This window comes from Sorangium sp. So ce321, from assembly GCF_051530195.1.
In the GTDB taxonomy this organism is placed as follows: Bacteria; Myxococcota_A; Polyangia; order Polyangiales; family Polyangiaceae; genus Sorangium.
Window position 1 is genome coordinate 10,662,440 of the sequence record NZ_CP150329.1, and the last position, 22,817, is coordinate 10,685,256.

Annotated in this window: 22 protein-coding genes; 10 read left to right on the forward strand and 12 right to left on the reverse strand. The window is 74.3% G+C overall.

Annotated elements, in window-relative coordinates:
- The first annotated feature begins 338 nt into the window (after positions 1-338).
- Positions 339-1,307: a hypothetical protein gene (locus WME89_RS39445; RefSeq protein ID WP_438004744.1), complete on the forward strand. Its 969-nt coding sequence runs from the start codon at positions 339-341 to the stop codon at positions 1,305-1,307.
- A 45-nt stretch (positions 1,308-1,352) separates the two neighbouring features.
- Here WME89_RS39445 and WME89_RS39450 read toward each other — a convergent pair whose 3' ends face one another.
- Positions 1,353-1,685 (reverse strand): transcriptional regulator, encoded by a 333-nt coding sequence (locus WME89_RS39450; protein WP_436621496.1) that lies wholly within the window; start codon positions 1,683-1,685, stop codon positions 1,353-1,355.
- 223 nt (positions 1,686-1,908) lie between these two features.
- Between WME89_RS39450 and WME89_RS39455 the strand changes: the two genes are divergently transcribed.
- Both WME89_RS39455 and WME89_RS39460 read left to right on the forward strand, forming a co-directional pair.
- On the forward strand, positions 1,909-4,527 hold the full coding sequence (locus WME89_RS39455) for an alpha/beta fold hydrolase (RefSeq protein ID WP_438004745.1): 2,619 nt from the start codon (positions 1,909-1,911) through the stop codon (positions 4,525-4,527).
- A gap of 222 nt (positions 4,528-4,749) precedes the next feature.
- Positions 4,750-6,573 carry a hypothetical protein gene (locus tag WME89_RS39460; RefSeq protein ID WP_438004746.1) on the forward strand — a complete coding sequence of 608 codons (1,824 nt, stop codon included), beginning with the start codon at positions 4,750-4,752 and terminating at the stop codon, positions 6,571-6,573.
- A 14-nt stretch (positions 6,574-6,587) separates the two neighbouring features.
- Here the strand turns inward: WME89_RS39460 and WME89_RS39465 are convergent, their stop codons facing one another.
- The gene (locus WME89_RS39465) at positions 6,588-7,370 is read right to left on the reverse strand and encodes a class I SAM-dependent methyltransferase (RefSeq protein WP_437619924.1); all 783 of its coding nucleotides are present in this window, start codon (positions 7,368-7,370) and stop codon (positions 6,588-6,590) included.
- A gap of 75 nt (positions 7,371-7,445) precedes the next feature.
- On the opposite strand from WME89_RS39465, the gene WME89_RS39470 reads away from it, so the two are divergent.
- Positions 7,446-8,315 carry an AraC family transcriptional regulator gene (locus WME89_RS39470; protein WP_438004747.1) on the forward strand — a complete coding sequence of 290 codons (870 nt, stop codon included), beginning with the start codon at positions 7,446-7,448 and terminating at the stop codon, positions 8,313-8,315.
- Between the two features lie 93 nt (positions 8,316-8,408).
- Here the strand turns inward: WME89_RS39470 and WME89_RS39475 are convergent, their stop codons facing one another.
- A complete protein-coding gene (locus WME89_RS39475) occupies positions 8,409-9,293 on the reverse strand; it encodes an OmpA family protein (protein WP_438004748.1) in 885 nt (294 codons plus the stop codon).
- 278 nt (positions 9,294-9,571) lie between these two features.
- On the opposite strand from WME89_RS39475, the gene WME89_RS39480 reads away from it, so the two are divergent.
- Both WME89_RS39480 and WME89_RS39485 read left to right on the forward strand, forming a co-directional pair.
- On the forward strand, positions 9,572-10,588 hold the full coding sequence (locus WME89_RS39480; RefSeq protein WP_438004749.1) for an isocitrate/isopropylmalate dehydrogenase family protein: 1,017 nt from the start codon (positions 9,572-9,574) through the stop codon (positions 10,586-10,588).
- Positions 10,589-10,612: 24 nt separating this feature from the next.
- Entirely contained in the window at positions 10,613-11,446 is an 834-nt protein-coding gene (locus WME89_RS39485) for a hypothetical protein (RefSeq protein ID WP_438004750.1), read from the forward strand.
- Between the two features lie 125 nt (positions 11,447-11,571).
- On the opposite strand, the gene WME89_RS39490 is transcribed toward WME89_RS39485, so the two are convergent.
- The 9 genes from WME89_RS39490 to WME89_RS39530 form a co-directional block, all read right to left on the reverse strand.
- Positions 11,572-12,282 carry a hypothetical protein gene (locus tag WME89_RS39490; RefSeq protein ID WP_438004751.1) on the reverse strand — a complete coding sequence of 237 codons (711 nt, stop codon included), beginning with the start codon at positions 12,280-12,282 and terminating at the stop codon, positions 11,572-11,574.
- Positions 12,279-13,112, reverse strand: a complete 834-nt coding sequence (locus tag WME89_RS39495; protein ID WP_438004752.1) for a Smr/MutS family protein — start codon at positions 13,110-13,112, stop codon at positions 12,279-12,281. Before WME89_RS39495 ends, WME89_RS39490 begins: the two co-directional genes overlap by 4 nt.
- Positions 13,033-13,404, reverse strand: a complete 372-nt coding sequence (locus WME89_RS39500; protein WP_438004753.1) for a hypothetical protein — start codon at positions 13,402-13,404, stop codon at positions 13,033-13,035. Before WME89_RS39500 ends, WME89_RS39495 begins: the two co-directional genes overlap by 80 nt.
- A gap of 94 nt (positions 13,405-13,498) precedes the next feature.
- Complete coding sequence (locus WME89_RS39505; protein WP_438004754.1) at positions 13,499-14,491, reverse strand: HTTM domain-containing protein; 993 nt, start codon at positions 14,489-14,491, stop codon at positions 13,499-13,501.
- Positions 14,488-15,036, reverse strand: a complete 549-nt coding sequence (locus WME89_RS39510; RefSeq protein WP_438004755.1) for a hypothetical protein — start codon at positions 15,034-15,036, stop codon at positions 14,488-14,490. Before WME89_RS39510 ends, WME89_RS39505 begins: the two co-directional genes overlap by 4 nt.
- Before the next feature lie 100 nt (positions 15,037-15,136).
- Positions 15,137-15,496 carry a hypothetical protein gene (locus WME89_RS39515; protein WP_438004756.1) on the reverse strand — a complete coding sequence of 120 codons (360 nt, stop codon included), beginning with the start codon at positions 15,494-15,496 and terminating at the stop codon, positions 15,137-15,139.
- A 260-nt stretch (positions 15,497-15,756) separates the two neighbouring features.
- Positions 15,757-16,956, reverse strand: a complete 1,200-nt coding sequence (locus tag WME89_RS39520; RefSeq protein WP_438004757.1) for a serine hydrolase domain-containing protein — start codon at positions 16,954-16,956, stop codon at positions 15,757-15,759.
- 326 nt (positions 16,957-17,282) lie between these two features.
- Complete coding sequence (locus WME89_RS39525) at positions 17,283-17,831, reverse strand: NUDIX hydrolase (protein WP_438004758.1); 549 nt, start codon at positions 17,829-17,831, stop codon at positions 17,283-17,285.
- Between the two features lie 12 nt (positions 17,832-17,843).
- The gene (locus tag WME89_RS39530; protein WP_438004759.1) at positions 17,844-19,427 is read right to left on the reverse strand and encodes a YcbK family protein; all 1,584 of its coding nucleotides are present in this window, start codon (positions 19,425-19,427) and stop codon (positions 17,844-17,846) included.
- 618 nt (positions 19,428-20,045) lie between these two features.
- Here WME89_RS39530 and WME89_RS39535 point away from each other — a divergent pair.
- The 4 genes from WME89_RS39535 to WME89_RS39550 all read left to right on the forward strand — a co-directional run bounded on the left by WME89_RS39535 (position 20,046) and on the right by WME89_RS39550 (position 22,753).
- A complete protein-coding gene (locus WME89_RS39535; protein ID WP_438004760.1) occupies positions 20,046-20,780 on the forward strand; it encodes a hypothetical protein in 735 nt (244 codons plus the stop codon).
- Positions 20,777-21,241, forward strand: coding sequence for a hypothetical protein (locus tag WME89_RS39540; RefSeq protein WP_437619952.1), 465 nt, complete (start codon positions 20,777-20,779; stop codon positions 21,239-21,241). The genes WME89_RS39535 and WME89_RS39540 overlap by 4 nt, the downstream gene beginning before the upstream one ends.
- Positions 21,242-21,243: 2 nt before the next feature.
- Positions 21,244-21,693 carry a D-aminoacyl-tRNA deacylase gene (gene dtd, locus WME89_RS39545; protein WP_438004761.1) on the forward strand — a complete coding sequence of 150 codons (450 nt, stop codon included), beginning with the start codon at positions 21,244-21,246 and terminating at the stop codon, positions 21,691-21,693.
- 67 nt (positions 21,694-21,760) lie between these two features.
- Positions 21,761-22,753 carry a ketopantoate reductase family protein gene (locus WME89_RS39550; RefSeq protein WP_438004762.1) on the forward strand — a complete coding sequence of 331 codons (993 nt, stop codon included), beginning with the start codon at positions 21,761-21,763 and terminating at the stop codon, positions 22,751-22,753.
- Positions 22,754-22,817: the final 64 nt, after the last annotated feature.

Consider the following 22,817-nt stretch of genomic DNA (forward strand, 5'->3'; position numbering starts at 1 on the left):
TCTCGATGCGTTCCCCGCCCTGTGTGAAGCGCCGGCCCGAGCGGGGGAGATGAAGGCCAAGACGCAACGGGCGGGCCGACGCGGAGCGGGCTCCCTGTGCGCGCAGCGGCGCACACGCGGCGCGCCGCCCTCCGCCCGGCGCCCGCGTGTGCGCCGCCGCGCAGGGCGCTCGAAAGGCCCTGTTCTCCGCGCGGTTCAGGGCAGGAATCGCCGCGTCCACCGTGGATTGCCCTGGTCCGCGGGGCGCTCGCGGCTATCTTCCGGCGCCGTTCGGCTCGACGGGGCGCGCGACGTTTCGCGCCTCCTGCGGGCGAGCCGCGAGGACTCGAGGAGAGGACGTGTCACGGGTGCTGGAGCGCGCAGCGAGGCCCGCCGGGAGGTCCACGGAGCCGCGCGGCGCGGCAGCGCGGCGGCTCGCCGCCCTGGTGGCGATCGCCCTCGCCGCGGCGGGGTGCGCCGCGCGCGGAGGCGACGCGCTTGGCGCGAGCGCGCGAGCTCCGGCGCGCGCCGCGCAGGGAGGCGGCGACCTCGGCGCGCGCGGGGCGAGGGCGGAGCAGCTCTTCCGCGAGGCGGAGTCGCTCGCGCGCCAGCGCCGCGTCATCGGCGTGCAGCTCTTCGTGCTCGACGAGGCCGCGATGGCGGGCGCGGCGGGCGAGCGCGGCGCGGCGCGGCGGGCGGCGCTCGAGGCGGAGGCGGCGCGGGTGCAGGCGAGGATCGCCGCGGCCTACGCCGCGCTCGTCGACGCGCCGGCGCTGCGCGCGGCGAGGCAGCGGCCCGCGGCGCTCCTCGGGCTCGCGCGGGCGCTCCAGGACGGCGGGGACCTGCGCGGCGCCCAGGCGCGGCTCCGCCAGCTCGCCCTCGAGCACCCGGCGTCCAGCGAGGCGCCCGAGGCCCACCTCGCGCTGGCCGACCTGGCGTTCGCGGCCAGGCGCCTCGACGAGGCCGTGAGCGCCTGCGACGCCGCGCTCCGCGGCGCCGCGAGGGCGGGGCTGCGCAAGCGCGCGCTCTACGTGAAGTCGTGGAGCCTGCGGGGCCTCGGCGGCAGCGCCGCCACCGAGCAGGCGATGAAGGCGCTGCGCGCGATCGTGCGGCTCGGCCCCGCGCGCGCCGGCTCGCCGGAGGCGACGATCGACGAGGCCGCGGAGCGCGAGCTCGTCGAGCTCTACGCCGTGCATGGCGACCTCGATCAGGCGCGCGCGTTCTTCGCCGGCGCCGGAGACCGCGCGGGCCCGCGGCTGCTCGGCGAGCTCGAGGCGCGCGCCGCGCGGCGGCGGCGCCCCGGGCTCCTCGATCGGCCGGCGCTGTGAGCGCGCCCGGGCGGCGCTCCCCCCGCCGCCGCCCACGAAAGCGCCTCACCCGTCGCCGGCGTCGATCCGGAACCGCGGCGCCTCGATGCGCTCCCCCCGGCACGCCGGGCAGCGGCTCGGCTTCGCGAGCGAGCGCCGCTCGTCGAACGAGTAGCCGCAGCGCAGGCAGTGGGCCGGCGCGACCGAGAGCCGCTCGCCGCGGGCGCGCAGCGAGCGCGCGAGGTGCTCGAGGTGCGGCGTCACGTCGCGCTCTCGCATCCCGAGGCGCGTGGAGAGCTCCCACGCGGTCGCCCCGCCCCTGCGGAGCTCCTCGAGGAGCGCCTGCCGCACCGTCTCGGAGCGGGGCGCTGGGCTCGGCGGTGGCTTCGGATTGCTCATGGGTCGCAAGAGCGTGACACCCCGGCTGCGCCAGGCCAGAGCCGGCCGGCGCGGCGCGGCGCGCCGGCGCGCTCCTCCACCGCCAGCGCACAAACGCGCCACGACAGGCGCGCGAGGCCCGCGCCGCGCGCCGACGCGTCGCGGCCAGGACGGGCGCGCGGGGCTCGCCTCGGAGATCGCGGCGCAGCGCGGAAGATCCCGCGCGGCCATTGCGCTGCCCGCGATGGACACCGACAATGCCCCTCCGGAGAACAGCAGCGCCATGAGCCCGTGCCCGCCCGAAGATGCCCTGGCCGCCTGGATCGAGGGCCAGCTCCCGCACGAGGCCGCGGCGAGCCTCCGCGGGCACGTGGACGGGTGCGCGGACTGCCGCGCGCTGATCGCGGCGCGCCCGAGGGAGAGCGACCTCGGCGCCCCGCTCGCCCTGCCCTCCACGGTGCAGTACCTGGACGACGGCGACGAGCCCCCGCCGTCGTCCTCGGTCCCCTGGGCGCCGCCCTCCACCTTCGACGACTACCGCGTGATCCGGCCGCTCGGCCGCGGGGGCATGGGGCAGGTGTACCTCGCCCACGACGAGGTCCTCGACCGGCCCGTCGCGCTCAAGTTCGTCGCCGCGGAGAGCCCCGATCCGAGGACGATCGAGCGGCTGCGCGTCGAGGCTCGCGCGATCGCGCGCCTCCAGCACCCCAACGTCGTCGCCGTCTTCCGGATCGGCGAGGTGCGCGGGCGGCCGTACATCGCCTATGAGTTCGTCGAGGGCGAGCCGCTCGAGCTGCTCCCCAAGCCGGTCGCGTGGCAGGCCGCGCTGCGCATCGCGCTCGGCCTCACGCGCGGGCTCGCCGCCGCGCACCGGCGGGGCGTCCTGCACCGCGACATCAAGCCCGCGAACGTGATGCTCGACGCGCGCGGCGAGGTGAAGCTGCTCGACTTCGGGCTCGCCAAGCTCGCCGACCAGCCCGGCCTCGACCTCGCCCCGCCCCGGGCGCCCATCGTCCCCGCCGCGCCCGCGTCCTGGTCGCCCTCGGACCCGTCGGCGGTGACGACCGCCATCCCCGCGACGCCCGACGCGCCCGGCGCGATCCCGACCGTCAACCTGACCGACGGCGGCATGATGATGGGCACCCCGCTCTACCTCGCGCCGGAGCTCTGGGCCGGGACCGCCGCCACGCCCCACTCCGACGTCTACGCGCTCGGGCTGGTCCTCTACGAGCTGTGCGCGGGCCGGCTGCCCCACGCGGGGCTCGAGGTGCACGCCATCGCCAGCTGGGTGACGGCGCGGGCGCTCCCGCCGCTGCGCTCGCTCTGCCCCGAGGTCCCGGAGATGCTGGCGGACGTCATCGACCGCTGCGTGCTGCGCGCGCCCGAGGCGCGCTTCGCGTCGGCCGAGGACGTGCAGGCCGCGCTCGAGGAGACCGAGGCGCTCTGCCGTGCGTTCCATATCGTGCGCGCCGTGGCGCCGCCCTCGGGGTCGGCGGGGGCGCAGGAGACGGACGCGGACGTCGTGCGCGCCTCGTTCGCGCGCCTCGCGTCGCGCGCCGAGGCGCTCGTCGCGCGCTTCTACGAGCGGCTCTTCGCCGCCGAGCCGGCGCTCCGCGCGCTGTTCCCGCCGGACATGCGCGAGCAGCGGCTCAAGCTCGCCGCGACGCTGCAGCTCGTGGTCGACAACCTGCGCGCGCCGGACAAGCTGCTCGAGCTGCTCGAGGCGCTCGGGCGCCGGCACGCCGCCTACGCCGCGCTGCCCGAGCACTTCGACGCCGTGGGGCGCGCGCTGCTCGGGGCGCTGGAGGAGCTCGAGGGCGACGCGTGGACGCCCGCCACCGCGCGGGCATGGGCCAGCGCCTACGCGCAGCTCGCGGAGGCGATGCGGCGCGGGCTCGACGCCGGGCGGGAGGCGACGGTCTCGTCCATGCGGGCGCCCGCGCTGCAGCGCGCGGCGGAGACCCGCTTCGCCACGAGCGCCGACGCGAGCCTCGCCTACAAGACCGCGGGCGACGGGCCGATCGATCTGGTGCTCGTCCAGGGGTGGGTGACGCACGTCGAGGCCGCGTGGGAGCACCCGCCGATGTCCCGGCTCTTCGCGGAGCTCAGCGCGTGGTCGCGGCTCATCGTGCTCGACCAGCGCGGCACCGGGATGAGCGAGCGCGAGGGCGCCGGCGCGCCGGCGGAGCAGCAGGCCGAGGACCTGCTCGCCGTGCTGGACGCGGCCGGCGTGCAGCGGGCGGCGCTGCTCGGCGTCGGCGCCGGGTTCGCGCCGTGCGCGCTGCTCGCGGCGGCGCACCCGGCGCGGGCGCGCGCGCTGGTCGCGATCGGGAGCGCGGCGCACATGGCCGCCTGGCCGGGGTGCCTCTTCGGCGTCACGGGCGCGGACGCCGACGCGGCCGAGCGGTCGCTGCGGAGCGGCTGGGGCGAGCCGCTGTTCCTCGATCGCCTCGCCCCGTCGGCGGCGGAGGACGCCGCGCTGCGGCGCTTCTGGGCTTCGTACCTGCGGCTCGGCGCGAGCCCGAGCGGGGCGGCGCGCATGCTCCGGGCCCACGCGGCGGCGGACCTCCGGCCCGCGCTGGACCGGGTGAGCGCCCCGTCGCTGGTGCTGCACCGGGCCGGCGATCGGGCCGTGCCCGCGGCGGCCGGGCGCGATCTCGCCGGCCGCATCCGCGGCGCGCGGTACGTCGAGCTCCCGGGCGAGGACCACCTGCCGTTCGTCGGCGAGCCACGGCCGCTGCTCGCCGAGCTGCGGGCCTTCCTCGGCGCGGGCGCCGCCGGGGGGAGCCCCGTATCGAGCCTCGTGTCTTCCCCGATATCGGGCCCGACGCTGGGCTCGAGCGGCGCGGCCTCCGGCAGCTGACGCGCGCTCTCGCTCGCGGCCAAATCGTGAGTTGCCTCTCGGGCGCTCGCGCTCGACCCCAACCCTCTTGAGCACCTCGCGGTGAGCCCGAGTTCAGCGAGCGGACGTCGCTGTATACGGTTTTACCCGACACCACTTGAGAGTTCTCCTTATCTCGCTGTCTTGTTGTTGAAATAAGGTCTCTTCCTTGCAGCAGCATGTAGTGGCCGCTAACTTGATTTGATGATCAGACGGACACGCGCGTTGACCTGCTGCGGCTGGGTCCTGGTCGGCGCGCTCGCGAGCTGCTCCGACGCGGAGCAGCGCCCTGCTCCCGCGACGTCGAGCGGCGCGGGCGGAGGCGGGGGCGTCGCCGAGGGCGCCGGCAGCGCGGGTGAAGGCGCGGGCGGCGCCGGCGGCGCGGGCGAGGGTGCCGGCGGCGCGGGCGGCGCGGGCGGCGCGGGCGAGGGTGCCGGCGGCGCGGGCGGCGCCGGCTGTCCCGCCGGCGAGGAAGGCTGCGCGTGCGGGCCTGAAGGCCAGTGCGACGGCGAGCTCCGGTGCGTGGACAGCGTGTGTATCTCGGGCTGCGGCTGCACCGATGGTTACGAGGTGGTCGACGGCGAGTGCGTCTGGAAGGGAGGCCCGCTGGATCCCTCGTTCCAGAGCGCGGACGCCTGGAGCACCAGGGGCGCCGCGCTCGTCTCTCCCGAGGCCGAGGGCGACGGCAACCCGGGGGCCGGGGTCATCGGAACAGAGGCGGTGTGCGAGATGGCCGGCTTCTATCAGCAGCTCACGATGCCGGAGCTCGCGTGCGCCGAGCCGCTCCTCCTCACCTTCGCCGCGCACATCGGCTGCGACTCCATGGACTGCATCGGCCCCCCGGGGGTCGGGGTCCGGATCGACGGCGGTTTCAGCAACATCGATCTCATGCCTTCTTCGTCCTTCACCCCCCAGCGCGTGTGCCTGGGAGCGCGCGCCTACGGCGGGCCGATCGAGCTGCTCCTCGGGCCTTCCCGGCGCTCTCCCCTGTGCGATGAGGCGACCGGACAGGGCTACACGCTGGCGTTCGACGACGTCGCGATTCAGCCGGACGCAATGCACGAGTGCCCGGCGCCGGGGCAGGTGCTGAACGGCGACTTCGAGGCAGGGGCCTCCGGCTGGACCGCGACCCCGGAGAGCGGCGTCTCCGAGGTCAAGAGCGGCCTCGGCGCGCGCAGCGGCCAGGGCGGGCACATCGCCACGACGTTCTTCTGCCAGTATCCCTCGCTCGAGGGCACGGTCTCGGCGCCCCTGCCCTCCGCCGCGCTGCCGCGCCCGGCGCTCCGCGTCTGGAGCCAGGGCAGCCCGGGCGCCATCGTCAACGTGATGCTGAGCACACACCAGCTCACGACCCTGAAGGGCACGGGCGAGGCGCAGGTCTCGCACCTCTGCTTGCCCCGGTGGGCGCTCGGCATGGCGCACCGGCTCGTGTTCGCCTACCGCAACCGGAGCAGCCAGCCGTGCACGGACGAGAACAAGCGGGATTTCGCGGTGGACGACCTCGCGTTCGTCTCCGAGGAGCGCTGTCCCGAGGACGCGCCGCTCTTCGATCCCGGCTTCGAGAACGCCAGCTCTGACGCGAGCCTCGCGCCGACATGGGTCCTGAACGAGGACGACGCCACGGGCGGCACCGCCGCGCTCGCCGTCGATCCGGCGGTCGCGCGCTCCGGCGAGGCCTCGCTCTCGCTGTCCGTGCGGAAGCCGTGCCGGGAGCCCACGGCCTCCACCGTGTTCACGGTCCCCGAGCCCGACGGAGCGGCCGGCCCGGCGCTGAAGTTCTGGTACCGCACGAGCGCCCTGACCGCGGCGACCGCCTCCTCCACGCCCGGCGCCGCCCTGCCGCCCAGCGAGCGCTGGACCCAGCGGACCATCTGCCTGGAGCCGCGCACGGCGGGCAGGCCGCAGCACCTCTCCTTCAAGATCGGAGCCAGCGGCGTCTGTGACGATCCGCTCGACAACGAGACGTTGTACGTCGACGACGTCGAGGTGACGACCGACCCCTCCTGCCCGGCCGCGCCGGTCCCTTGATCCGGAGCGCGCGCTCAGCCTCGCTTGCGCCCGACCACGATGACGATCGGATACGCGAAGTGGAGCTCGTCCCCCCGGAGCTCTGCGCCCACGCCGAGCGCGTCGACGCCCACGTCGGCGCGGTAGAGCGCCCGCAGCCGGTCCGCCCCGCCGGGCTCCGGGAAGGAGGCCCGGAGCGCTGTCTCGAGCTCGACCTCGAGCCGGTAGCGCACGGTCTTCTCGATCTCGAGGCCCGCCGCGTCGAACAGGGCGACGAGCTCGCGCTCGGTGACCGCGCGCGCGTGGGACGGGTCGCGGATCTTCTCGGCGCGGTCGTACGCGTCCCGCTTGTCCTCGGCGGGGGCCACGTCGATCACGGCGACTCGCCCGCTCTTCTGGCACACGCGGGCCATCTCGCGCAGCGTCACGAGCGGATCCAGCAGGTGATGGAAGCTGTACCGCGTCGTGACGAGGCGATAGCTGTCGTCCGGATAGGGCAGGCGGCTCGCGTCGCCGAGCTCCCACGCGACGTTGGAGAGGCCGAGCTTCGCCTGCCGCTCGCGCGCCTCGTCCAGCATCGCGGGGACGATGTCGAGCCCCCGCACGCTCGCCACGCGCGGCGCCAGCGCGCACGCGACGATGCCCGGCCCGCACGCGACGTCGAGGGCCGTGTCGCCCGGCGCCGGGGCGAGCGCGTCGAGCAGCAGCTCCATCGCGGCCCCCGCCGAATGGGCCCGCACCTCGGCGAACGGCCTCGCCTGGCGGGTGAACTGTTCCTGTATCAGCGCATCGTGCTCGGTGGGATTGTGCTGGGTCATGGGGTCGATGGTGGACGAGCTCAGGCTGGACGGCTGCCGACGAAAGGACAAAGATCGTCGCCGAGAGGCCATCCCATGCACCCCCGCGCCTTGACCCCGGCGGAGACCGCCGATCGCCTCGTGCTGCTCGGGCTCGATGAGGCGCGAGCGCGCGCGTTCGCCTACGAGGACGATCTGCGGGGAGCCGCCTACGCCTGGCACACGCACGAGCGCCACCAGCTGCTCTATCCCCTCGCCGGCACGGCGCGCCTCGACGTCGAGGACGCCTCCTTCCTGCTCCCCCCGCAGCGCGCCGCGCTCATCCCCGCGGGCGAGCGGCACGCGACCAGCTGTCGCGACGCGTCGGTCATCTCGATCTACTTCGACCCCGCGGCGTTCCCCTGCCGCGTCGCGGCCGTGAGGATCTTCGAGGTCCCCGCGCTCCTGCGCGAGATGGTGATCTACGCGCGGCGGTGGCCCGTCGCGCGCCGCCCGGACGACGCCACGGCCAACACGTTCTTCGCGGCGATGGCGGACATCCTCGCGCCGCTCCTCGATCGCGGCGCCACGTACCGCCTGCCCCGCGGCAGGACGCGGCCCGTGCAGCGGGCGATCGAGTGCGCGCTCCGCGACGTCGCCAGCGCCGATCTCTCGCGGGCCGCGGCGTTCGCCGGTGCGACCGAGCGGACCTTGCGGCGGCGGTTCCGCGACGAGACCGGCGTCACGTGGCGCGCCTTCATCACGCGCGCGCGCGTGCTCCGGGCGATCGACCTGCTCACCAGCCCGGGCGCCAGCGTCACGCGCGTCGCGCTCGACGTCGGCTTTCAGAGCCTCGGCGCGTTCGCCGCCGCGTTCCGCGCCGTGACCGGCCAGACGCCGAGCGAGTTCCGCCGGGCCGCTGGAGCCACGCCGGCCACGCCGGGCGACGACGAGCAAGGACCAGCGATGAAGGGGGAGGTGGCCTGAGCCTGCCTGATGCCGCGGGCGCAGCCCCGCGGCGGGCTCGGGTCCGGCCCGCGGCGCGCGCCGCTCTCGCGGCGAGCGCCGCGCCCGGCGGGGTTACTGCGCGATCGCCTTGAGGTCGAGCATCTCCTCGACGCTCGGGACCACGATGAGGTCGCACCGGCGGTTCTTGCGGCGGCCGTCGTCGGTGTCGTTCGTCGCGACAGGGTCGGTCTCCGCGAAGCCCGCGGCGCTCCACTTCGCGGCCGGGAGCGCGCCCCCGCCGCCCTTGACGTCGGCCGGGCTGACCAGGAACAGCAGCACCTCGCGGGCGCGCATCAGCGACAGGCCCCAGTTGTCGCGGAACGGGCCGCCCGCGAGCGGCTTGTTGTCGGTGTGACCGGCGACCTGGTAGTAGCGCTGGAGCAGCGACGGGTCGTTCCGGACGACCGTCGCCACCTTGGTCAGGATATCCTTCCCCTCCTTCTTCAGCGTCTCGCGCCCGGAGTCGAAGAGGACGTCGCCCGGCAGCGAGATGACCATCCGGTTGTTCCGGATGTTCACCGCCAGGCCGAGCTTCGTGAGCTCGTCCAGCTTCTTCCGGAGCGTCTCGAAGCGGGCCTTGATCTGCTCCAGCTGGCGGGCGCGCGCCTTGAACTCCGCGAGCGCCTTCTCCCGCTCCTCCAGCGTCGAGCTCAGCTGCGACACCTGCGTGCTCGTCGCCTGGAGGTTCTCGTTCAGCTTGCTGATGTCGACGCCGGCCGCCTCGAGCTGCTTCGTCAGCTCCGCGACCTTCGCCTGCTCCACCTCGAGCGCCTTCTGGGTCTCGGCGAGGCGGCTCTCCGTCGACTGCTGCTGGCTCTGAAGGCGGTTGTACTTGTCGAGCTGGGCCTTCCACTCCTCCTCGGAGTACCCGCACCCCGGCAGCGAGAACGACGCGATCACGGCAGGCAGGAAGGCCGCGAAAACGGACAGGCGACCTTTCAAGATACGAGGGTGCATGAGCACGCTCCTTCACTTCCAGTTGGTGAACATGGGCCGGGTCGACGGGCTCGACCTGCGCCCGGTTCCAGGTGACAGCGGCCCGTCAGGCCGTGCGGAGGCGTACCCTAGCGAGGTCGCGCCCGATTGTAAAAGCCGCATTGATCACCCGACCCCACCCGCCCCCCTGCGCGTCGTCCACCTCGCGCCCGCTGCGGTGGGCGCGTGTCCGCGCGCGGGGGGGGGGGGAGCTCGCTTGCCGTTGTTCGCGCCGTCGCACACCTGCTATGGGAGCGACCATGGCCTTTCGCATCACGCTGATCCCGGGCGACGGCATCGGACCGGAGGTCGTGACGGCGACTCAGGACGTGATCTCCGCGGCTGGCGTCGCCGTCGACTGGGAGATCCACCACGCGGGCATCGAGGTCGCGAAGCTGACCGGCTCGCCGCTCCCGCTCCCGGTCATCGACGCCGTGCGAAAGAACCGCGTCGCCCTGAAGGGCCCGGTCACCACCCCGATCGGCGGCGGGTTCCGCTCGGTCAACGTCACGCTCCGACAGACGCTCGACCTCTACGCGAACGTGCGGCCGATCCGCAGCCTGCCCAACGTCGAGCCGCGGTTCGACGTCGACATGGTCATCGTGCGCGAGAACACCGAGGGGCTCTACGCCGGGCTCGAGCTCATGATCCTGCCCGGCGTGGCCCAGAGCATCAAGCTCACGACCGAGCGCAGCTCGACGCGCATCGCCGAGTTCGCGTTCCGGTACGCGAAGGAGCACGGCCGGAGCAAGGTGACGATCGTCCACAAGGCGAACATCATGAAGCTCTCCGACGGGCTCGCGCTCGACTGCGCGCGGCGCGTCGCGGTGCGGCACCCCGAGGTCCACCTCGGCGAGATGATCGTCGACGCGGCGGCCATGACCATGGTCCGCGACCCGAACAAGCTCGGCGTGCTCGTCACGGAGAACCTGTACGGCGACATCCTCTCGGACCTCGGCGCGGGCCTGGTCGGCGGGCTCGGCATCGTGCCCGGCGCGAACATCGGCGACGAGGCCGCGGTCTTCGAGGCGGTGCACGGGTCGGCGCCGGACATCGCGGGCAAGGGCTACGCGAACCCGACGGCGCTCGTGCAGAGCGCGGTGATGATGCTGCGGCACCTCGGCGAGCACGAGGCGGGCGATCGGATCGAGCGCGCGCTGACGGAGGTCTACCGGTCGGGGCAGGTGCGCACGCGCGACCTCGGCGGCGCCGCGAGCACCGACGACTTCACGCGGGCGCTCTGCGCGGCGATCGAAAGGCCTCGCGCGGAGGCGTAGCCGGGGGCATCCTGATCCCCGGACGTGGGATCTGCCTGGACGTGGCTGCTCGAGCGGTGCGCCGAGGTCGTCGGCGCGACGGACGGGGCTGCCGGCTCCGCGGGCGGCGCGCGGCGCCGGCGCCGGCTGCAGGTCTTCCTCGTGCTCTCGCTGGTCGTCACGGCGAGCCTCCTCCTCCGCGGCGCCTGGGGCGCGCGGGGCCTGCTCCCCGCGATCGCGCTCTTCGCGCTCTCGGTGCAGGCGGCGCGCGCCGTCCTCGACGCGCGCGCGGCGGTGTGGCGCGCCGCCGCCCTCGACCTCGAGGATCCCGCGCAGCGGCCGGGCGAGCGCGCGGATCCGTGGTTCTCGCCGCCGACGGCGAGGGTCCTGCGCGCGCTGGCCGACGTGATCGACGCCGCGCGCCGCGAGCGCTACGCGATCGCGCTGGAGCGCCTCCCGTATGTCGACCGGGCCGCGCTCCGGCCCGACGAGGTGCGGCTGCTCGACGCGGCGCGGGCGCTGCTCTCGCTCGGCCTCGGCGATCCGGCGCGCGCGGCGCAGCAGGCGATCGTCGCGCTGCCGACGGGGATCGACGCCATCGACGCGCGGCTCGGCCGCGTGGTGCTCGCCGACGCCTGGAAGAGCCCCGCGCGGCTCGAGGCGATCGATCGCGCGTGGCGGAGGGAGCTCCAGGGCGGCGTGACGTCCGAGGCGCTGGAGCGCCTCCTGTCGCTGTCGCGCCTGCGCCTCGTGCCCCACGCGCTGGAGGCGCTCAGGCCCGCGGACGCGCGCGAGCTGTCGGCCGAGGCGTGGTCGATCGGCGAGGAGGAGCTCGCCGCCGCCCTCGAGTCGCGCGCGCGGGGCGGCGTCTACCGCTGAGCCTGCGCAGCAGCGCAGCGCCGCTGCCGGTGTTCAGGGCAGCGGCGCGCGAGGCGGCGCGGGGCGATGGCGCGCGCGTTCACGGCAGCGGCTCGCGAGGCGGCGCGGGGCGATGGCGCGCGCGTTCACGGCAGCGGCTCGCGCGGGATGGCTGGCGCGACCTCGCGCTCCAGGCGGACGCCGCCGAGCGAGATCTCGACCACCGCGGCGAGCCGCTCGGCGACGAGCCGCTCGGCGGAGGGCCCCGCGGCGCGCGTCTCGGCGATGAAGGCGAAGCAGCGCCGGCCGGAGCCGCCGAAGGCGACCGCGAAGCCCTCGATGGGCGCGCCCGGCGGGGCGTCGGCGACGCCGATCTCCACGATGGTGTCGAAGCCTTCGGGCGCGTCGATCCGGCGCTCCACGGCGGTGAGGCTGCGATCCGGGCGCGGCAGGTCGCGCCAGAGCCGCGCGCGCGCCTCGCACGCGGCCCGGCTCGCGCGGCCGTCCGCTCGCCACGTGCGCACGAGCAGCGACGTCGACGACGCGGCGTGGGTCGCGACCAGCCAGGGGCCCTCGCCGTCCTCGACGCGGAAGCCGCGCGCATCGGGCAGCGGGAGCCGGAGATCGAAGCGCTCCGAGCGGTACTCGCCGAGCTGGCCCTCGCCGAGCGTGGATGGCGGCGGCGCGGGCGGCGCCGCCCTCGGCGGCGCGGGCGGCGCGGCGGGGGCCGGCGCGCACGCGGGCAGCAGGGTGAGCAGCGCGAGGGCGGGCCAGCAGACGAGGCGCGTCGCGGGCGTGGCAGGGCGCCGCGCGCGCCCGGGCGCCCCGGCGAGATCGGCGCGCGTCGACAGCTTCATCGCGCGAGCAGCACGAGCAGGGCACCGGCGCCGCCCTCGCCGTCCGGGGCCGTCGCGAACGCGGCGACGTGGCGGGCGACGCGGCCGTGGCTGAGCCACGCGGCGATCTCGCCGCGGAGCACGGCGTGGCCGCCGGGCGAGTGGCTGCCCTTGCCGTGAATGATGGCGACGACGCGGTCGCCGTCGCGCTGGCGCTTGCAGACGAACGCCTCGACGGCGTCGCGCGCCGCCTCGAGCCGCAGGCCGTGCAGATCGAGGGTGCCGTCGACGGCGTAGCGGGCGCGGCGGAGCCGCCTGAGCTCGCGCGGATCGACGTCGAGCCGCCTGCCCTCGATGCGCTCGCTGTCGTCCGTGATCTCGAACTTGATCCCGTCGATGACGAGCGAGCGCATGCGCGACCGCGCGTCCTCGTCCGGATCGGACGCGATCGTCGGCAGCGCGGCCCGCTCGACGCGGCTCGCGGTGACCGGGATCCGGTTCACGCGGTCCTCGAGCACGCGGACGCCCGCCATGTAGATGGCGAAGGTCTCGGGGTCGACGGGCCGCGGCGCCGGCTCGACGCTCGCCCGCGCCGCGCTGGCGCCCGGGGACGCCTTTGCGCTCGCGCTGGCGCCCGGCGGCGCGGGCGCCTTCGCGCTCGGCTTTCCCTCGGTCGCCTTCCCCTTCCCCTCGGGCGCCGCGGCGGGCGCGCCGGCCTTGGGCTTGGGCTTGGTCAGCTGCCGGAGCGCGGAGAACGGCTGGTAGAACGCCTCATTCGCCTTGCGTGCCGCCGCCTTCGCGGGGCTCTGCGCCGCTCTCGGGTCTCGCTCGCGCTTCGCGCTCTTCGCCATCCCCCAGAACATCGCTCGCGAGACCGCGGAGCGCAAACCGGACGGCCTCGATGCCGGCGAGCTGCCCGTCCTCGAAGTGCCAGTCGGGGTCGTCGAGGTCGGGGAAGTCGTGCGGGTTGCGGATGTCCTCGGCCGTGAGGGTCGGGAGGAGGCGCCGCGCGAGGTCGATGACCCTGGCCCGCTGCGCCTCCTCCATGGCCGCGAGGAGCTCGAAGACGCGCTGGAAGAGCTCGGCAGGCGAGAGGGGAAGGGCCTGCGGGGCGCCGGGGCGGGCTGCGTCGGGGGAGCGCATCGGGCGCAGGGTACTTCATCCGCCCGGCGCCGCCGCGTCCCGAGCGCGGCGCGTCACCGGCGAGCTCGGCGGCGAGCTCGGCGGCGCGCGGGCCTCACCCGCCGGCGAGGCGCGGGAGCCCGGGGTGCTGCGCCGGGCGCGACGGCGCGGGGGCGCGGGGGTCGGCGGGCACCCCGAACGCGGCGAGGGTGAGGACCGGCATGATGGCGCCGAACACGCCGAGCCCCATGAACGCGGCGATCCCGAGGTGCATCAGGGCGGTGGCCACGACGACGGCGCGCCGGGTGCGCCGTGGCCAGATCAGGAATGCATACCCGATCTCCACGGCGAGCACGGACCAGCCCGCGACCTGCGCGACCCACGGGTGATGGGCCAGCCAGGAGAAGTCGAGCTGGCGATACTCCGGGAGCATGACCGAGCGCCAGATCGCCTCGCCGTTCCACCACTGCTCGCCTGACGCCTTTTCCAGCCCGCTCGCCAGGTACGCGATGCAGAGGTGCAGCTGGACGACGCGGAGCCCGAGCCGCGCGCCCGGCGTCGGCACGTCGGGCGCGCCGGCGAGCCTACGAGAGCGCGTGTGGACCCGCCGATGACGCGCCCGCTGGTCGAGGGACAGCGCGGCGCCCGAGGGCACCCAGAGGAGATAGAAGAGAAAGATGTTGGCGAAGACGTCCGCGCCGTAGGTGGTGGGGTCCGCCGACACCATCAGCAGCATGTGGGTGCACCACGCGAGCAGGGCCGAGGCCCTCGTCTTGAGCCCGCAGAGCAGCGCGGCGAGGGAGAGCACGTACAGGGCGCCGGTGCTCACCAGGACCGCGGCTTCGCCGATCCCGAGCGGCGCGAGGAGCTCGGCCAGCCGGCCGATGTCGGGCAGGTCGACCGGCGTGAAGGCGTCCCGCAGCGGTCCCTGGAGGATGCCCGCTCGACCGTAGAGCTCGAAGAGCTGAGGAGCGACGAGCGCCGCCTGCGCGAGGAGCACGGCCGCGAGCCCGATGCGGAGCGCCGCGAGGGGCGCCGCGGACGCCGGCGCGAGCGCGAAGCGCTCGACCGCCGCGAGAGCGCGGGAGGCGCCGCTCGGCCCGATCATGGCGCCCCGCCCTTCCCCTGCGAGCCGGCCGGAGACCTGGGCAGCGGGACGAGCTTCGCCTGATACACCAGGTCCCACGTCGGCCGCTTGCCGTCGCGGTACCCCTTCATCGACGGGAGATCACAGATCTCCAGCCGGACGACCACGCTCTCGGCGCCGGGGTGCCTCGCGAGCACCTTGCCTGCCCACGAGGCCGCGAGCGCGCGCCGCAGCGACTCGTCCGCTTCCATCATGAAGAGCGCGACGATGCTCCTGACCCGGAGATCTGCCTCGTGGTTTGCCCCGGACTCCAGCGCGTCGGCGCTCACCTTTCCGCTCGCCTCGGTGACCTGGAATCTCGCCCAGGGCAGCGCGCCGACCGAGGGAGCGAAGAAGTTGTAGCCGCTGTCGGCCCCGGAGAGCGCGCTGTGCACGGCGAGCACCTCACCGAGCCGCCCTGCCTTCTTCAGGTCGACCTGGAGCGCCCCGAGGACGACACAGCCGAGGTGCGCCGCGGCGGCCAGGGTCAGGAGCGCGAGGGCTCGACGTCGCCTTCCTTCACCCATGAGGCTCCCTCCGATGTCCTCCTCCGTGGAGGCCTGGCCATCGCACGCGGCGCGGGGAGCGGAGGCCCGCCCCGCCCCCGGCGCCGCTCCCAGTTCAAGGTCAGCGATGGTCGGCGAGGCTCACGAGCGGCATGGGGAGGTCCCCTCTCGGCGTTGCCTCGGAGCTCCGATCGCCATGGTAATGGCCGTACGGATGGAAGGGCCTGAAGTGCCCGTACGGCCGGTAGGGCCTGAACGGCTGGAAGTGCCCATACGGCCGGTAGGGCCCATACGGCCGGTAGGGCCCATGATACGGGATATCGTCAGGGGGGCGACGAGCGTCGGCGAGGGCCGAGCTCGTTGTTTCCTCGACGAGCACGAGATCCTGGATCGGTGTTGTGGTCTCTGCTGCAGCGAGCTGCGCGGTGCCGATGGCCGTCCCGAACAGCGCCAGCGCACCGAGCGCTTTCACCAGCTTCATCACGGACTCCTTTCGCGATGCGAGCGGCCTGCCGGGTGTCATCCCGCAGGCTGCGTCCGTGGTGATGCAATCGAAAGGCCCGTTCGCAGCGCACGACGATGCTGCGCGCCAGTGCGTCGATTCCTGATAAACCCCGGATCCGCGCGGCGCGCCCTGCCCTCGCGTCGTCCTATGTGCACGCGGTGGACAGCGCCCGGCCCTTGCGGTCCTTTCGTGAGCGCGCGCCCGTGTCGGGATCGAGGCGACGGCCCCCGCGCGGTTCAGGGCATTACCAGGACATTCGACAGATCATCGACGATCCTGCCGGCGTCGCCGCTCTCCAGATTGACGAGCACGGTGATAGAAGCGTCGCTGTCGAGTGTGTAATAGGACGACGACGTGAAGCCCCAGATGCTGCCGTCATGTCCGTACTGGACGCCGAGCGATGATTCACGGCGGGACAGGCCGAGGCCGTATCCGTTGACCTCGCCGAGCGGCGCGTCCACCCACGTGGTCATCTCTGCGAGCTCGGCGGGGCCGAGCAGCGTGCCGTCGAGCAGCTTGCGGTAGAAGCTCGTGAGATCGCTCGTGGTCGAGACAAGCGCGCCCGACGTGCCGGCCGCGGACGGGTCGATCGCGGAGGTCGTGTCGACGAGCTCCCCTCGGCTCCGCCCGTAGCCGTGCACGAGGCCGGGCAGGGCCGGCTCGGCGCCGTCGAGGTAGGTGTGCGCGAGCTCCGCCGGCTCGAGGACGCGCTTGCGGAGCAGCTCGCCGACGGGCTCCCCCGAGGCCGCCTCGATGAGCAGGCCAGCGATGATGTAATTCGTATTCGAGTAGGCGAACCCCTGCCCCGGCTCGAAATACGGCGGCTTCGACGCGACGATCTCGATGAGCTCCGCGGGCGTCCACGTGTGCGTCGGGTCGTCGAGGGCCGCGGCCCAGAAAGCGTCGCTCTCGGTGAAGTCGAAGAGCCCGCTCGTGTGGTTCAAGATCTGCCGCACGGAGATCTGCTCGCCGCGGGGGACGCCGTCCACGTACGTGGAGACAGCGTCGTCGAGCGACAGCCGTCCTTCCGCGCGGAGCATCAGCGCCAGGGTGGCGACGAAGGTCTTGGTGATGCTCCCGACGCGGAAGAGATCACCGGGCTGCATCGCCAGATTGGCCTCTGCGTCCGCCACCCCGGCGGCGCCGAGCCAGCTGCACCCGCCGACGTGGACGGCGGCGGCCACGCCAGGGAGTCGCTGGGCTTCCATGGCCCCGTCGAGCGCGCCCTCCAGCGCGGCCGAGAGCTCGTCGCAGCTGGCGGCGGGCGCGTCGCCCGCGCCGCCGGGCCCAGCGCTCCCGACTCCGTCGCTCCCGCCGCCGTTGCCGTGCGCATCGGTCGCCTGATCAAGCGGCGCGGGGGAGACGCTGCTACACCCCGTGAGCAGGACGGCGCCGGCGCAAGCAAGGATAGCTGTCCGCCGAAGAACACGGCTCATCGATCAGATCTCCATGGCTCCCCCCACGAGGATCACTGCTGCGCTCCCCCGCGCTGCTCCCGAGAGGCACCCCGGCGCGGCTCGGCGAAGGGCGCGCATCAAGACGCGAGAGATCCGACCGTGTCAACCTGCGCGCACAGCGGGAGTGCTCTTCCCTACTCCATTCAACAAAAGCACGGATCATCGCGTGAGCGAGCCGACAGGTCGCTCCCATGGACTCACGCATGCTCGACGGGGAAGCGTTGGATACTGTCCACGCGGAGCTCCCGCGTGCCCGGTGCTCCGGCGGCTGCGCGTCGCTCGCCGGCGCTCGGGGGGCGCAGCGGTCAGCGCGGAGCTGCCGTCGTGACGGCGAGCGCGCGCAGCAGGGTGATCACCGCGATCGAGTGGCTGATCCGGCCGTCCTGCATCGCTGCGGTCACCTCTTCTGCGCTCATCAAGACCGCTTCGGTGCTCTCGTGCTCGTCGCCCGCGGGCTCGCCGATCCGCCGCGCCCCGCGCGCCAGGTAGAGGAAGCAGCGATTCGCCTGGAGCGCCGGGTTCGGGTGCACCCACCCGAGCGGCTCGAGCGACGCCGCGGCATACCCCGTCTCTTCCAGGAGCTCGCGCGGCGCCGCGACGGCAGGCTCCTCCCCGGGATCGACGAGGCCGCCTGCCGTCTCGATGGTCACCGCGTCGACGCCGTGCCGGTGCTGCCGCACCAGGACGAACTCCCCTGCATCGGTGATCGCGGCCACCGAGATCCAGTCGGCGAGCTCGATCGTGAAGGCGGTATACGAGGCGCCCGCGGCCACGACCTCGTGACGATGTACCGCCAGCGGACCGAAGCTGCCGGCGACCGCGGAGGCGTGCCGGCGAGGGATCGTGATGCCCATCGCGCCTTGATACTACAGGGCGCCGCCCGCCGCCTTCTTCGACGCCGCGCCCGCCGCCTTCTCCGGCGCCGCGCCCGCCGCCTTCTCCGGCGCCGCGCTCGCCGCCTTCTCCGGCGCCGCGCCCGCCGCCTTCTCCGGCGCCGCGCCCGCCGCCTTCTCCGGCGCCGCGCCCGCCGCCTTCTCCGGCGCCGCGCTCGCCGCCTTCTCCGGCACCGCGCTCGCCGCCTTCTCTGGCACCGCGCTCGCGACCTTCTCCAGCACGGCGTTCGCTGCTGCTACCGGCGCCGCGCTCGCCGCCTTCTCCGGCGCCGCGCTCGCCGCCCCCGCGGGTTGCTCGCGGCGCTCCCGCCGGAGCACCTCCTCGGCATCCTCGCTGGACACGCCGTTCGTCGCCGCCCGCTGCTCCTCCTGGGGCGGTGGCCACGCGGTGACATAGCGGGGAACCTCGCCGGGCCCGGACGCATCGATCCAGGAGACGCTCCCTGTCCCCGGCGCGCGCACGTCGATGTGCACGAACGAGCTGTTAGGATAATACCCGCATCCGGTATCCGCGAGCTTGCGGCAGGCGGCAGCGAGCTCGTCGTTGCGCACCCCGGTGATGCGCAGGTCGAGCGCCCGCCCCGTCTGGTGCAGGCTCCCCTGGCTCTGCGGACGGTACCCGCTCACGAGCGACACGAGCCGCCCCGGGTACTGCCGCGCGAGCGCGTCGATGCGGGAGAGCAGCCCCGGATCGAGCAGCCGCACGCCGGGCGCTACCTCTCCGGCCTGCGCCCCTGCTGGCCTGTCTCTGGCCGCTTCCCGCTTGTTTGCGGTCGTCCGCGCCGTCCGCGCCGTCCGCCGTTTGTCGCTGGCCGCCTCCGCCTTCGGCGCCGGCGCGCGCTCGTCGGGCAGCACCGGTCGCGGCGTGCCCCACGGTCGGGCGAGCAACGAGAGGGCGCGCCGGGCCGCCTCGCGCGGCTTCCCCGCGCAGTCGACCAGCTCGAGGCGCTCGGGCTCGATCCCGCTGCGATCGATCGAGAGCGCCGGCCCGAGGCACGGCTTCGGAGGCGCCTCCCTGCTCACCCCCTTCTTCGTCGCGCGCCGCTTGCTCTCGACCGTGCGCGCCGCCCTCTTCTTCTCCTTCCGCTTCGCCTTGCCCGCCTTCGCCGCGCCGGTCTCCTTCCCGGCCGCGCTCTCCGCCGCGTGCGGCGCTTTCCCGCGGGCGCGGCCCTTCCGGTTCGCCGCGCCGCTCGTCTTCTTCTCGTCGCCGCTCGCCGCGGAGGCGGCGCCGCCATCGCCGCGGCGCGCCCTCGCCCGCGTCTCTGTCCGGCGCGCGTGCTCCGCTTCCTCACCAGCGGGGCTCGCCGGCGACCGCTCGCGACGGGTCGGTTTACCGGCGCCGGCATCTTCTCCGGCCTTGTCGGCGGCGTGCGCCCTGGGCAGCGGCTCCGCGTGCAGCGGCCCTGCCGGGACGGCCGGCACCGCGATGCTCACCAGCGCTGCCAGCATGGCAGCGCGAGCACGCGTGAGGCGCGCCCGCGGCTCCGCGGTGCGCATGGCCTCCCCTGCGGCCCGCGGCGCCGCGCCCGCACTGCTCACGGAACGAAGGCTCATCATGGAAAGCTCCAGTCGGGCCGGGTGCGAATGCCATCCACCCTGGGATCGGATCTCCCAGACATGGCGTCGCCGCCCGTCCGTGCGATGGGGGATTGGGAAAGGCAGTCGGCGGTCCGCTTCTTGAATCACCCTGGGACGAGGTCAGCGACCTCGACACAGCGTCTCCAGGACGCCCCTCGCGGAAGCTCAGAATTCAGAAGGGGATCGAGGACCTCTGAGGACCGGATTGTCATGAAGTGCGGAGGGCGGCCCAATTTTCTGCGGCGCTGACCAGAGGCTGTGGTAGGAACCAGCTGCCTCGCGACTGCGGTCGGGTCGTGAGCGCGGATCCGGGGTGCATGGGGGCAGAGCCCCTCATCACGCGGTCCGCGGCCGGGTACCTCTCGGCGCACAGCGGCGCGGCCCGTCCTCCTCGATCGACACCATCGGCGGAGAGACAGGCGTCGCGTCCCTAGCAACCATCGTCCGGGCCATCGCGGATCGCGGGGGGAAGCCCGGTCCAACACGCACCAGCCTCATTCACCACACCATCGATGCAAGCGGGGCGCCACACGCGGGATGCGGAAGCCGAACCCGGTGGCGCGCCCATGATCGCTCCGAGGTCAGCAGGGGCACGACATGCGCCGAATTCGTAGAGACGCAACCAAGGTCTGGCACAACCCCGAGCTCCACACCGCCTATGGCCGGGGTCAGCCGAACAGCGCGGGGCTGCCGCGCCCAACACAGACAGGCGAGGACCGGAAGGCGGCGAAGCAACACCGCGCCGCGCTCGAGGCGCTGTTCTCCCCGCGCAAGGAGCCGGAGGTGGACGACGGCAAGGGCGGGCGCGTCAAGTCCGGGCGCGACGCCGCGTCCAAGACGCCGGGGCGCATCGTCCTCGCGCCGCCTCCGCAGAGCGACCCGAAGGCCGTCGAGCGCCAGCGGCTCCTGTCGAAGCTGCTCTGCGCGTCGGGCAGGCCCAACATCTCCAAGGCCGCGAACGATTTCCTCCGCGCCGGCCACACCTTCCCCGCGGAGCAGGACGTGTACCTGCAGCTGCTCGAGCACAGCGACGAGCAGCGCATCCAGCAGGCGATCGACGAGCTCTCGGGCATCCTCGTCGGCGAGCTGCCGAAGCGGAAGACCGTGCTCGAGTCGCGGCTGCGGCGCATCGAGGAGTTCGCGGAGGAGCCCGCGACGCGCGAGGCCGCCGAGCGGCTGCGGCGCCAGGTGAGCGGCAGGCCCGAGGCCCCGATCGCGGGCGGCGCGCCCGCCGAGCCCGGCTTCCAGGCGCGGCCGGCGAGCCCCCAGGCCATCGCGCCCGGCGCGGCGGTGGACGGCGTCATCTCCGCGGCGAGCGGCGAGGCGGAATGACGCGCGCGGAATTCGAGGCCGAGCTCCGCAAGCTGATCCAGGGGTTCGAGACCGGCACCGGCAACGAGCGGTGCGTCGAGTGCGTCGCGTGCGAGCGCTGCGTGGACTGCACGTTCTGCCGCAACTCGAAGGCGCTGCAGCGGTGCCACTTCTGCGTCGACGCGCAGCGCTGCTCGGACAGCACGCACTGCCGCGGCTGCCGCGACCTCATCGCGTGCAGCCACTGCGTCGCGTCCGAGCGGTGCACGCAGTCGTCGTACCTCGTGCGCTCGGTCGACTGCACCGGCTGCACCTACTGCTTCGGCTGCGTGGGCCTCGTGCGCAAGGACTTCCACATCCTCAACCAGCCCTACGATCGCAGCAGCTACTTCAAGCTCACGGCCAAGCTGATGCGCGAGCTCGGGCTCAGCGCGGGCAGCGGGGCGGAGCCCGCCGCCGCCCCGCGCGCAGCCCACCGCTAGCCGTGCGCGCGGTCGTGCAGCGCGCGCTCGCCGCGCGCGTCGAGGTCGAGGGCCAGGTGGTCGGCGCGATCGAGCGCGGCCTCGTGGCCTTCGTCGGCGCCGCCAGGGACGACGACGACGCGGACGCCGACCACGTCGCGAACAAGATCGCGGGCCTGCGGGTGTTCAGCGACGACGCCGGCAAGATGTCGCGAGCGCTCGCGGACGTGCGCGGCGGGGTGCTCGCGATCAGCCAGTTCACGCTCTTCGGGGACGTCCGCCGCGGCCTCAGGCCGAGCTTCGACGGCGCGATGGAGCCCGTGCGCGCCGAGGCGCTGTACGACCGCTTCGTCGCCGCCTTGCGGGCGCGGGGCCTCGCGGTGGCCACCGGCCGCTTCCGCGCCGACATGCGCGTGTTCGTCGAGAACGACGGACCGGTCACCATCCTCATCGACTCGAAGCGCACGTTCTGAGCCGCCGGTCCGCTGCGCGTCGGCGGGCTCTTCCCGCCCGGCGCCGCGCAGGCTACCGAGGGCAGCCATGCGGATCAGCATCGTGGGCGCAGGCGCGCTCGGGCGAGTCTACGGCGTGCGCCTCGCCACCCAGGGAGACGACGTCACGTTCGTGGTCCGTCCCGAGCGGGTCGCGGACGTACGGCCGTTCGTCATCGAGCAGGTGAACAGCGCTGATCGCCGCGACACGCTCGAGCGCCCGCGCCTCGCGGCCGACATCCCGGCCGACGCCGAGCTCGTCCTCGTCGCCGTGCGCTTCGATCAGCTTGCTCCCCGGGCTGACCCCGGCGGCGCCGCGCCGCGCGAGGCAGGGCGCAGGACGGTCGCGGATCTCCTCCGCGGCGGGCCGGCCGTCCCCGTCGTTGTGCTCACGCCGCTCATGCCCCCGGAGCGCACGGCGCTCGAAGAGGCGGCCGTGCGCCGCATCACCCCCGCGATGCCGAGCGTCTCGGGCTACCTCGATGAGCGCGGCGTGGTCCGCTACTGGATCGTCGGGTTCGCCTCGACGCTCATCGACGAGGAGGGAGGCTTCCCCGCGGAGCGCCCGCTGCTGGACGAGCTCGCGCGCCGCCTCACGAGCGCCGATCTCCCCGCGCAGCTCGATCGCGACGTGGGCGCGCAGAACGTCGCCACCACGACCGCGTTCTTCCCGCTGATCGCCGCCATCGACGCGGGCGGCGGCACCGGGGCCCTCGTCGCGGACGACGAGGTGCTCAGCACCGCGCTCCACGCCACGAAGGAGTGCGTGGCGCTCGCGGAGCGGCTCGGCAAGGTGGCCCCCTGGACGAAGCTCCTGACCAGCGCCATCGGACCGCTCACGCTGAAGCCCGGCGCCGCGCTCGCGCGGCTCCTGGCCCCCGAGGCGCTGCGCTTCCTCGACGTCCACTTCGGCCCGAAGCTCCGCGAGCAGCACCTCGCGATGGGCGCCACGATCGTCGCGCTCGGCCGCGAGCGCGGCGTGAGCTTGCCGTCGCTCGAGCGGCTGATGGCCATGATCGAGGGCCGCGCTCAGACGCGCTGACGCACGCTGACGCGCCGTCGCGCCGACCGCGCGCATCAGCGCGCGGCCGCCCGCGATGATCCGC